Here is a 10,828-nt window from a genome sequence, read left to right as displayed (position 1 = left end):
TGGTTGGGGGGGCCGCGGGGGCGGGGGGGGGGGGGGGGGGGGGGGGGGTGGGGGTGTGGGGGGGGGGGGGTGGGGGGGTGGGGTGGCGGGGGGGGGGGGGGGGGGGGGGGGGGGGGGCCGGGGGCGCGGGCGGGGGGGGGGGGGGGGGGCCGGCCCCCCCCCCCCCCCCCCCCCCCCGCCCCTTTCCGGTACCGGCGGGGATCAGCGGGCGCCGATCTCGTCCGTCAGCTGCGGCAGCACCTCGAAGAGGTCACCGACCACGCCGTAGTCCACGAGGTCGAAGATCGGGGCCTCCGGGTCCTTGTTGACCGCCACGATCGTCTTCGACGTCTGCATGCCGGCCCGGTGCTGGATCGCGCCGGAGATGCCCGCCGCCACGTAGAGCTGCGGCGAGACCTGCTTGCCGGTCTGGCCGACCTGGTTGGCGTGCGGGTACCAGCCCGCGTCCACGGCGGCCCGGGAGGCGCCGACGGCCGCGCCGAGCGAGTCGGCCAGCTTCTCGACGACCCCGAAGCCCTCGGCCGCGCCGACGCCGCGGCCGCCGGAGACCACGATCGCGGACTCGGTCAGCTCGGGACGCCCGGTGGAGACGCGCGGGGTGCGCGAGACGACCTTCGCCGCGTTGCCGGTGAAGGCGACGGTGACGTTCTCGACCGCGCCGGCGGCCGGGGCGGCCTCCGGGGCGGCGGAGTTCGGCTTGACGGTGATGACCGGCACGCCGCGCGAGACCGTCGACCGCACCTGGTACGAGGCGGCGAAGACGGACTGGGTGGCGACCGGGCCGTTCTCGCCGGCCTCCAGGTCCACGGCGTCGGTGATCAGTCCGGAGCCGAGACGGAGCGCGACGCGGGCCGCGATCTCCTTGCCCTCGCCGGAGGAGGTCACCAGGACGGCGGCCGCCCCCTTCTCCCGGGCGATCCCCGTGAGCGCGTCGACCTTCGGCACGACGAGCCGCTCGGTGAACTCGGCGCCGTCCGCGACGTACACGGTGGCCGCGCCGTACTCGCCGGCGGTCGCGGCGATCGAGGCGGCGGCCTCGCCGGCGCCGAGGACGACCGCCGAGGGCTCGCCCAGGCGGCGGGCCAGGGTCAGCAGTTCGAGGGCCGGCTTGCGGACCGCACCGTCGGCGTGGTCCACGAGAACCAGGATCTCAGCCATGATTCGTTGCTCCTGTGTGGGATGTCTGGCCGACGGCGGGTCAGATGAACTTCTGGGCGGCGAGGAAGGCGGCGAGCTGCTTGCCGCCGTCGCCCTCGTGCGTGACGATCGTGCCCTGGGTACGGGGCGGACGCGCGGTCGCGGAGTCGACCAGGGTCCAGGACCCGGCGAGGCCGACCTCACCGGCGTCGATGCCCAGGTCGTCCAGGTCCAGCTCCTCGACCGGCTTCTTCTTGGCGGCCATGATCCCCTTGAAGGAGGGGTAACGGGCCTCGCCGGACTGGTCGGTGACCGACACGACGGCCGGCAGCGGGGCCTCCAGGAGCTCCGTGGCGGCGTCGCCGTCCCGGCGGCCCTTCACGGTGCCGTCCTCGACGGACACCTCGGAGAGCAGGGTGACCTGCGGGAGGTCCAGCCGCTCGGCGAGCAGCGCCGGCAGCACGCCCATGGTGCCGTCGGTCGAGGCCATGCCGCAGACGACCAGGTCGAAGCCGGTCTTCTCCAGCGCCTTGGCCAGGATCGCGGAGGTGGCGAAGACGTCGGAGCCGTGGATGGCGTCGTCGTTGACGTGGACGGCCTTGTCGGCGCCCATCGACAGCGCCTTGCGCAGCGCGTCCCTGGCGTCGTCCGGGCCCACGGTCACGACGGTGACCTCGGCGTCGTCGGCCTCCTCCTGGATGCGGAGGGCCTGCTCGACGGCGTACTCGTCCAGCTCCGAGAGCAGGCCGTCGACGGCCTCGCGGTCGGTCGTCAGGTCGTCGGCGAAACCGCGGTCGCCGGTCGCGTCGGGGACGTACTTCACACAGACAGCGATCTTCAGGGTCACGGCCTGTCTCCTTTCGACGAGGTGGTGGTTACGGGAGGTTGCGGGCCATGACGATGCGCTGGACCTGGTTGGTGCCCTCGTAGATCTGGGTGATCTTGGCGTCGCGCATCATGCGCTCGACGGGGTAGTCGCGGGTGTAGCCGTAGCCGCCCAGGAGCTGGACGGCGTCGGTGGTGACCTCCATGGCGACGTCCGAGGCGAAGCACTTGGCCGCCGCGCCGAAGAAGGTCAGATCACCGTCGACGCGCTCGGACTTGGCGGCGGCGGCGTAGGTGAGCTGGCGGGCGGCCTCCAGCTTCATGGCCATGTCGGCGAGCATGAACTGCACGCCCTGGAAGTCGGCGATCGGCTTGCCGAACTGCTTGCGTTCGGTGACGTAGCCCTTGGCGTAGTCCAGGGCGCCCTGGGCGATGCCGATGGCCTGGGCGGCGATGGTGATGCGGGTGTGGTCCAGGGTCTTCATCGCGGTGGCGAACCCGGTGCCCTCCGCGCCGATCATCCGGTCGGCGGGGACGCGGACGTTGTCGAGGTAGACCTCGCGGGTCGGGGAGCCCTTGATGCCGAGCTTCTTCTCCGGCGCGCCGAAGGACACGCCTTCGTCGGACTTCTCCACGACGAACGCGGAGATGCCCTTGGAGCGCTTGTCGGGGTCGGTGACGGCCATGACCGTGTAGTACTCGGAGACGCCGGCGTTGGTGATCCAGCGCTTGACGCCGTTGAGGACCCAGAAGTCGCCGTCGCGCACCGCGCGGGTCTTCATCCCCGCCGCGTCCGAGCCGGCGTCCGGCTCCGACAGGGCGTAGGAGAACATCGCCTCGCCCCGGGCCAGCGGAGCGAGGTACTTGTGCTTGAGCTCCTCCGAGCCCGACAGGATCACCGGCAGCGAGCCCAGCTTGTTCACCGCCGGGATCAGCGAGGACGACCCGCACGCGCGCGCGACCTCCTCGATCACGATCACCGTCGCCAGGGCGTCCGCCCCCGCGCCCCCGTACGTCTCGGGCACGTGCACCGCGTGCAGGTCATTGGCCACCAGCGCGTCCAGCGCCTCCTGCGGGAAACGTCCCTCCTCGTCCACCGCCGCCGCGAACGGAACGATCTTCGCCTCCGCCAGCGCACGCACCGACTCCCGGAGCATCTCGTGCTCCTCCGAAGGTCGGTACAGATCGAAGTCCTTGCCCATGATGTGGAGCTCCCCTAGACACTTGTGGCACTGAGTACCCTCAGCAAAGCACACTCAGTACCACGACGCCAGAGCGCCCCGACGCTCTGGCGTCGGGGCGCTGGAGAAACCGACTGGTCGGTTTTACGTGCCGGGGGTTTCCGCGAGATTTCCCTCTTCGCGGCGGAGCCGGTTCGCATCGTATTCGGCGGCCAATTGGCGTGCGCGGCTTTCGCTCATCTCCAGACGGGTCAACAGGGCCGGAGTGCATATGGTCGGCAGGACGTGGCGGAGCAGAACCAGAACGCGGTGAGTGAGGTCATTCCGCTCGCAAAGAATCTGAGACATCGTCTGGATTCCCGCGAAGGCGCCGGCGAACAGTTCGGCCGTGTCCGTCACGTCCACGTGGACGAGGAGCTCGCCCCGCACCTTCGCCACCGTCAGGACCTCCGACACCTGGTCGATCCAGGCCCGGAAGGGGGCGGCCCGGTCGACGCCCGTGGCGCCGCTGTCCAGGGCCAGGGCGACGCTCGCCCGCACCAGGGGGTCGCGCTGCAGCCGGTGGGCGAGGAGGAAGCCCTGGTCGACCAGTTCCTGGACCTTGATGGGCTGCGGGCCGAGCGGCTCGTCGAGCATCTGGGCGTCCAGCACGCCGAGAGCGAGATCTTCCTTGGAGGCGAAGTGGAAATAAAGCGCCCCCTTGGTCACCCCGGCGCGCACCAGGATCTCCCCGATGGTCGTCCGCTCGTAGCCGCGCTCCGCGAAGACGGCGGCCGCCGACTCCAGAATCATCCGCCGGGTACGGATTGCACGCGCTTGCTGCGCCAAGGCGCCTCCCGCTGTCTCGCTGTCTGTGCTCAACGTGTGACGTGAAGCATTGAAAAGAAAACCGGGCTGTACGTATCCTACGCCGGGCGGATTTGCCGTCCGGGGCGTGCCGTGACGCGAGGGGAAGCCATGGAACAGAGCCGTCGAGGGGCGACGACACCCGTCCCCGGGGAGTTCGTCCATCGCGCGGACCCGGCCGACATCATCCCCACGGGCTGGGCACGACCGCAGGAGAACCGTTACTCCGTCCCCGCTCGCTGGTCTGCCTCGCATCCCTTCTTCTCTCCGGTGGCAGGGGGCCGTCACGACCCCGTACTGGTGGCCGAGACGATACGTCAGGCCACCATGCTCGTCGCTCACACCGAACTCGCGGTACCCGTGGACGACCAGTTCGTCATGTGGGAGCTGTGGTACGCCGCCGATCCCGACGCGCTCGTCCTCGACGGAGCCTCCTCGGACATCGCGGCCGACATCACCTTCCCCGAGCTCGACAGGCGCGGCGGCCGGGTCCGGGGCCTGCGCACCGATGTCGTACTGACCCGGGACGGCCGGCCGTTCGCCACCGGGGGCGGCACGGCGCGCTGCACCTCGGCCCCGGCCTACCGCCGCGTGCGGGGCGGGCGGATGGCGGCCCTCGGCCGCCCGGTCCCCCTGATACCCGGCGTGGCCCCGCACCTGGTCGGCCGCGAGGACGCCAAGGACGTCGTCCTGGGGCCCGGCGACCGCCCCGGCCGGTGGCGGCTGCGGGTCAACACCGCCCACCCCACGCTCTTCCGCCGCCCGAACGACCACGTCCCCGGGATGCTCCTCCTCGAAGCGGCCCGGCAGGCGGCGATGCTGGTGACCGGCGACACCGGCTACCTCCCCGTCACCGTGAAGCTCTCCTTCTCGCGCTACGCCGAACTCGACAGCCCCTGCTGGATCGAGCCCGAGGTCGTGGCCGCCCCCGTGGGCCCGCCCGCCGTCCGGGTCACCGGACGGCAGGACGGGACCCCCGTCTTCCTCTGCACACTCAGCTCTCCCTCCCCGTCCCGGGAACCGGTGGTGGCCGGAATCGGCTCCGTCGCCCGGTCGACGGCCTGAACCGGAACGGAACGATGGGCGCTCGCATCCTGATCACCGGCGCGACCGGATTCATCGGCGGCCGGGTGGCGGCCGCCGCGACGGCGGCGGACGTCGCCCGCGTACGGCTGCTCGCCCGCCGCGCGCCCGCCCCGCCGGCGGGCGCCGGAGCGAGGGGCGCCCCGGAGGTCGAGACCGTCCGGGGCGACCTCCGGGACCCCGCCTCCCTCCGCCGCGCCTGCGAGGGGGTCGACGTCCTGCTCCACTGCGCCTCCGCGATCGGCGGGGACGAGGAGACGGCCCGCGCGGTCAACGACGAGGGCACCCGGGCCCTGGTCGACGCGGCCGTACGGGCCGGGGTGAGCAGGATCGTCGCCCTGAGCACGGCCTCCGTCCACGGCCGCGGCCCCTTCCGCGCCGCCGCCCCGGACACCCTCCCGATCGCCCCCGTCTCGGCGACCAGCCGCACCCGCGCGGCGGGCGAACGCCACGTCACGGAGGCCGGGGGAACCGTCCTGCGCCCCCATCTGGTGTACGGGACCGGGGACCGGCAGCTGGTGCCCGGCGTCGTCCGCCTCCTCTCGGCGCTGCCCGGTCCGCTCGACGGGGGCGGCTCGCTGCACTCCCTGATCGACGTGGAGAGCCTGGCGGGCGCCCTGGTCGGCGCGGCACTCTCCCCCCGCACCCGGCCCGGCGCCTATCACGTGAACCACCCCACGCCGGTTCCCGTGGAGAAACTCCTGTCATTGGGCGAGGAGTTGCTCGCCCTGCGGGGAGTGCCGCGCCGGGGGCCCGCGACGGACGTCGCCGGTGCGCGCGCTCTCCTGGCGGACGACCCCGTCGCCCTGCACCACCTCGCCCTGCTCGCCACCGACCACTGGTTCGCCGACGACCGTCCCTGGCGGGACTTCGACCGCGACCCGGGGCCGGACTTCGCCACGGGGGCCGCGCGTCACACGGCGTGGTACCGGGACCTGCTCGCCCCCTCCTGACCGGGCCCCGCCCGCCCCCGACCGAAAGAAGACAGCACCGACATGTACCCGCTGGCCGACAGGACCGCGATCGTCACCGGGGCGAGCCGCGGCATCGGAAGAGGCATCGCGGAACGGCTCGCCGCGGACGGCGCCCTGGTCGCCGTGCACTACGGCAGCGACGAGCGGGCCGCCCGCGCGACGGTGGCGGCCATCGAGGAGAAGGGCGGCCGGGCCTTCCCGTTCCGCGCGGACCTGGGGGAGCCGGACGCCGTCGACACCTTCTACGCGGGCCTGGAGGCCGGCCTCGCGGAGCGGGACGCGGGACCCGGGTTCGACATCCTCGTCAACAACGCGGGCGCCAGCGGCTCCGGGCGCATCCACCAGCTCACCACCGAGGTCTTCGACCGGCTGGTCGCGATCAACGTCAAGGCCCCGCTCTTCCTCATCCAGCGGGGCCTCGACCGGCTGCGCGACGGCGGCCGGATCGTCAACATCTCCTCGGCGGTGACGAAGCACGCCTTCCCCGACTCCGTCACGTACGCGATGACCAAGGGGGCCGTCGACACGATGACGCTCGCCCTCGCCAAGGAGCTGGGCCCCCGGGGGATCACGGTCAACGCCGTGGCGCCCGGGTACATCGCGACGGACATGAACGCGCGGCGCAGGGCGACGCCCGAGGCGAGCGCCGCCCTCGCCGCGCTCTCGGTCTTCAACCGGCTGGGGACGCCCGCGGACGTGGCCGACGTGGTCGCCTTCCTCGTCTCCGACGACGCCCGGTGGATCACCGGCCAGTACGTGGACGTGACGGGCGGCAGTGCCCTCTGAGGGCCGCGGCCCGGGGCCTCCGGGCCGTCGCGAAGACCCTTGCGCACCCCTGCTCGTGGCGGGGGGCCGGTGGATAAAGTGGGGGAACGATGACACGTTTCCGCGAGAGCGTCCGCTCTCTGCTGCGCGAGCAGGTGCTCGACGCCGCTCACCGCCTCGTCGCCGCCGAGGGCTGGGGCGGGCTGCGCATGACCTCCCTCGCGCGGGCCGCCGGCATCAGCCGCCAGACCCTCTACAACGAGTTCGGCTCGAAGGAGTCCATCGGCACCGCCCTGGTCCAGCGCGAACTGGAGGGCTTCCTGATCGGGATCGAGCGCGAACTCGACGCCCACCGGGGCGAGTTGGAGGCGGCGGCGAGGGCCGGCATCGGCTACACGCTTCAGCAGGTCGTGGACGACCCGCTGATCAGGAGCGTCCTGGTCGCGGCGCGGGAGGGCGGCGACGACCTGCTCGCCTACCTCACGACCCGCCCGGAGCCGGTCTTCGGCACGGCCATGGCGATGCTCGACGCGTACGCGGTCGGGGCCTGGCCCGACGTGGACGAGGAGTCGCGCGGACTCGCCGTCGAGACGGTCGTGCGGCTCACCGTCAGCCACATCGTCCAGCCGGTGGCCTCCCCCCGGGAGACGGCGGCGCGCATCGCCAGGATCGCGGCGCGGATCGCGTACCCGGGGGAAGCGGACCGCGCGGCGAGGCCCGGTACCGGGCACGGGGGATCCCCGGCACCGGGCCTCTGTTGAATATTCTACATATTTCCCGGGAGGGGCGCGTCCACCCCCCACACCGGCGGGCGAAGCGCGGGCGGACGGGGTAGATCTCCTCTGAGACGCGGTCCCGTCCGGACCCCGGCCGGGACACCCCCGACCGCGTCACCGGCGCCGAGGAGGAGGCAGCGGTGGAAAACAGGAGCAAAGGGTTCGTGCACTCCTTCAACCGTCTCGGCGGGTACGGATTCGTCGTCCCCGTCGGTTCCGAGGAGCAGATCTGGTTCAGTGCCGAGGACATCGAGGACGAGAGCCGGGTCCTCTCGGAGGGGCAGCAGGTCTCCTTCGTCCTGGTCCTCGGAGACGGCCGGTTCGAGGCCAAGGAGCTGCGCCTCTGACGGCGGCCGGGTCCGGTGCGCGGACCCGGGCCCGGCCACGCTTTCGTACGCGTCCGAACGGGTACGCGTCCGGACGGCCCCCTCCGGGCTCCTCAGTCCCCGGAGCCGGGCTCCGGCGCCAGCGCGTCCATGAACGAGCTGACCGAGAACACCGCGCGCCCGGGACCGGCCGGCCCGTAGCCGGGCGGGGCGGTCAGCCCGTTCTCCCGCAGCGTCTCCGTGTACGCCTCGAGCAGCCGCAGGTGGTACTCCAGGGGCGCGCCGTCCGGGTTCTCGCGGCCCAGCGGCGTCGTCGGCTCCGGGCACCAGGTGGTGAACCGGGGCGTGATCCCGCGCGACATGAAGAACCGCAGCCCCTCGCGGGTGGAGGCGATGGCCTCGTCCACGGTCAGGAAGCCCGAGGGGCGCGCCATCTCGACCCCGGCGACGAAGTTGGGGATGACGTTGCGCGGCCCGAAGACCTCCGCCGAGTCCAGGATGCGGCGGTGCCACTCGTCCCGGCCGATGTAGCGCTCCTTGCCGGGGCAGTACAGCTCGAACAGGCGCCGGTCCCACACCTCGTAGTTCGGGTGGTAGATCCGGATGCCGTAGTCGTGGAAGCGCCGCACGTCCTCCTTGGGCAGGGCCTGCGCGACGACCTTGCCGATCCAGCGGCCCGGGAAGCGCTCCTCGATCGCCCGCGCGTACTGCCCGTAGAAGTCGGCCTCGTCCTTGCCGCCGACCTGCGAGGTGACGGCCCCGCCGGTCAGGGTGTACGCGGTCGAGGCGCGGGCCGTGTCGTGCCGGTCGATGATCTCCAGCGCCTCCAGGACCTCGTCCACCGGCTTCACCCCGGTGTACGGACGGCCCGCCGCCTTGTGCTGGCGCCAGTTGTGGTTGATGTCGCAGTACTGGCACTCCTCCTTGGCGCCGAAGTACTGGCACACCCGGAAGACCGTCAGGTAGATCAGGTAGCCCCACTGGATCGTCGGCGCCACCTCCATCACGGACTTGCCGTTCGACAGCGGGTGCCGGTAGTACTCCGGCATCGGCGGCAGCCCGACGTCCGCGATCCGCGTCCCGTCCAGGAACAGCGCGAGCGCCCCGTCGGCGTCCGGCGCGACCCGGTACGGCGACGACGGGTTGACCCGCACCGACACCACCGTGCGGCGCAGCCCGTACGGCCCGCCGGTCAGCACGATCTCCTCCGGCGGACGGTTCAGCGCCGCCTCGCCCAGCTCCGGCAGCGTCCGGTGGTCGAAGGAGAAGATGAAGTACGACTTCGGCTTCACCTCGCCCCCTTCGTTGCCGGACAGGGCGGAGGGGTCGAAGGCGAGCCCGCCGCGCAGCAGGTCCTCCTTGAACACGGCTTCCGGGGGGATCCCCGGGAAGCGGTCCATCAGGGACTCCACGACGGAGGTACGGGTCGGTGCGGCGCTGGTCACAGGCGGATCTCCGGGGGTGAGGGGCTATGGAGCCGACGTGCGTCCCACGCTACGCGCGCGTGCCGCCGGGGGACCGGCCGGGTCCCCCGGTACTCCGCCGGCGCGGCCCGTCGCCTTCCGCCCGCCGCCCGCCGGGGTGCGGGACCCACTTGTTCGCGTCCGACCCGTTCCCTCGCGGACCGGAACTGTCCGCATGGGCGGATAGCGTGCCCGCCATGGCCCTCAGGACGACCCACCCCGTGCTCGGCACCCGCGTTCTCAACCGCGCCACCCTCGAACGCCAGTTGCTCCTGCGGCCCTCCCCGCTCGGCGCCGAGGAGGCCGTCGAGCATCTCGTCGGGCTCCAGGCCCAGGAGACCAAGCCCCCGTACCACGCGCTCGCCGCCCGCCTCGACGGCTTCCGGCCCGAGGCGCTGTCCGCGCTGATGGAGTCCCGCGCCGTCGCCCGCATCGTCACCCTGCGCTCCACCGTGCACACCCACACCGCGCGCGACGCCGTCGCCCTCCGCCGGTTCGCGCAGCCCGGTGCCGTCGACCGCGAACTCGCCCTCTTCGTCTCCCGGGGCGGCCTCGCCGGCGTCGACCTCGACCGGCTCGCCGCCCTCGCCCGCGCGTTCGTCGAGGAACGGCCCCGCACGCCCGGGGAGCTGCGCCGGGAACTCCTCGGGGAGTGGCCCGGCGCCGACCCCGCCTCCCTCTCCACCGCCGCCCGCTGTCTGCTCCCCCTCGTCCAGGTCACCCCGCGCGGCCTCTGGGGACGCGGCGGACGGGTCGCGCTCACCACGACGGACGCGTGGTTCGGGGACGCCGCGCGACAGGACGCCGCGGAGCGGGACGCCGGCCCCGACGAAGTCGTACCGCGCTACCTCCGCGCCTTCGGGCCCGCCTCCGTCAAGGACATGCAGACCTGGTGCGGGCTCACCGGGCTCCGCGCCGCCTTCGAGCGCCTGCGGCCCCGGCTCCTGGTCTTCCGGGACGAGCGCGGCACCGAACTCTTCGACCTGCCCGACGCGCCCCGCCCCGACGGGGACACCCCCGCTCCGCCCCGGTTCCTCCCCGAGTACGACAACCTGCTCCTCTCGCACGCCGACCGCACCCGCGTCCTCGCGCCGGGGACCCGTTCCCGCACCTGGAGAAACAACCGGGGCCTCCGCGTCTTCCTCCTCGACGGGTTCCTCGCCGGGTGCTGGTACCTGGACGAGGGCGGGGAGCGGACCGCGCTGACCGTCGAGCCCTTCGAGCGCCCCACCCGGGCCCGGCGCGCCGACCTCGCCGCCGAGGCCGAGCGGATCCTGCGGATCACGGGACGGCCGGGCGTGCCGTACGAGATCGTCTTCCGCGACCCGGAAGGGTGACCTCCGAGGGGCCCCCGCCCGGTCCGGGGAGGAACCCACCGCCCGCGGGTTCCTCCCCGGACGGGGGGTGGTGGGACCCGGGTCACTGATTACACGATGTCCTGGACCGCCCCCG

At 73.0% G+C, this 10,828-nt stretch carries 11 protein-coding genes; 6 read left to right on the top strand and 5 right to left on the bottom strand.

Annotated features, from left to right (window positions below; genetic code table 11):
- Positions 1-201: 201 nt before the first annotated feature.
- The 4 genes from ACFYZY_RS20945 to ACFYZY_RS20930 all read right to left on the bottom strand — a co-directional run bounded on the left by ACFYZY_RS20945 (position 202) and on the right by ACFYZY_RS20930 (position 3,971).
- Positions 202-1,158 carry an electron transfer flavoprotein subunit alpha/FixB family protein gene (locus ACFYZY_RS20945; protein WP_388696184.1) on the bottom strand — a complete coding sequence of 319 codons (957 nt, stop codon included), beginning with the start codon at positions 1,156-1,158 and terminating at the stop codon, positions 202-204.
- Between the two features lie 40 nt (positions 1,159-1,198).
- A complete protein-coding gene (locus ACFYZY_RS20940) occupies positions 1,199-1,984 on the bottom strand; it encodes an electron transfer flavoprotein subunit beta/FixA family protein (protein ID WP_388696182.1) in 786 nt (261 codons plus the stop codon).
- 28 nt (positions 1,985-2,012) lie between these two features.
- The gene (locus ACFYZY_RS20935) at positions 2,013-3,164 is read right to left on the bottom strand and encodes an acyl-CoA dehydrogenase family protein (RefSeq protein ID WP_388696180.1); all 1,152 of its coding nucleotides are present in this window, start codon (positions 3,162-3,164) and stop codon (positions 2,013-2,015) included.
- A 123-nt stretch (positions 3,165-3,287) separates the two neighbouring features.
- Positions 3,288-3,971 (bottom strand): ScbR family autoregulator-binding transcription factor, encoded by a 684-nt coding sequence (locus tag ACFYZY_RS20930; RefSeq protein WP_388696176.1) that lies wholly within the window; start codon positions 3,969-3,971, stop codon positions 3,288-3,290.
- 129 nt (positions 3,972-4,100) lie between these two features.
- On the opposite strand from ACFYZY_RS20930, the gene ACFYZY_RS20925 reads away from it, so the two are divergent.
- From ACFYZY_RS20925 to ACFYZY_RS20905, 5 genes are all read left to right on the top strand, one after another.
- The gene (locus tag ACFYZY_RS20925; protein ID WP_388696173.1) at positions 4,101-5,054 is read left to right on the top strand and encodes a ScbA/BarX family gamma-butyrolactone biosynthesis protein; all 954 of its coding nucleotides are present in this window, start codon (positions 4,101-4,103) and stop codon (positions 5,052-5,054) included.
- Positions 5,055-5,068: 14 nt separating this feature from the next.
- A complete protein-coding gene (locus ACFYZY_RS20920) occupies positions 5,069-6,025 on the top strand; it encodes an NAD-dependent epimerase/dehydratase family protein (RefSeq protein ID WP_388696170.1) in 957 nt (318 codons plus the stop codon).
- A gap of 42 nt (positions 6,026-6,067) precedes the next feature.
- The gene (locus ACFYZY_RS20915; RefSeq protein WP_388696167.1) at positions 6,068-6,832 is read left to right on the top strand and encodes an SDR family oxidoreductase; all 765 of its coding nucleotides are present in this window, start codon (positions 6,068-6,070) and stop codon (positions 6,830-6,832) included.
- A gap of 89 nt (positions 6,833-6,921) precedes the next feature.
- On the top strand, positions 6,922-7,572 hold the full coding sequence (locus ACFYZY_RS20910) for a TetR family transcriptional regulator (RefSeq protein ID WP_388696165.1): 651 nt from the start codon (positions 6,922-6,924) through the stop codon (positions 7,570-7,572).
- A 155-nt stretch (positions 7,573-7,727) separates the two neighbouring features.
- Positions 7,728-7,934: a cold-shock protein gene (locus ACFYZY_RS20905; protein ID WP_388696162.1), complete on the top strand. Its 207-nt coding sequence runs from the start codon at positions 7,728-7,730 to the stop codon at positions 7,932-7,934.
- A 92-nt stretch (positions 7,935-8,026) separates the two neighbouring features.
- On the opposite strand, the gene ACFYZY_RS20900 is transcribed toward ACFYZY_RS20905, so the two are convergent.
- A complete protein-coding gene (locus ACFYZY_RS20900) occupies positions 8,027-9,313 on the bottom strand; it encodes a radical SAM protein (protein ID WP_388696260.1) in 1,287 nt (428 codons plus the stop codon).
- 260 nt (positions 9,314-9,573) lie between these two features.
- On the opposite strand from ACFYZY_RS20900, the gene ACFYZY_RS20895 reads away from it, so the two are divergent.
- The gene (locus ACFYZY_RS20895) at positions 9,574-10,713 is read left to right on the top strand and encodes a winged helix DNA-binding domain-containing protein (protein ID WP_388696160.1); all 1,140 of its coding nucleotides are present in this window, start codon (positions 9,574-9,576) and stop codon (positions 10,711-10,713) included.
- Positions 10,714-10,828 lie beyond the last annotated feature (115 nt).

Source organism: Streptomyces sp. NPDC001744 (assembly GCF_042892575.1).
In the GTDB taxonomy this organism is placed as follows: domain Bacteria; phylum Actinomycetota; class Actinomycetes; order Streptomycetales; family Streptomycetaceae; genus Streptomyces.
Note: the sequence above shows the minus strand (reverse complement) of the source record. Positions and strands in the feature narration are given on the sequence as shown.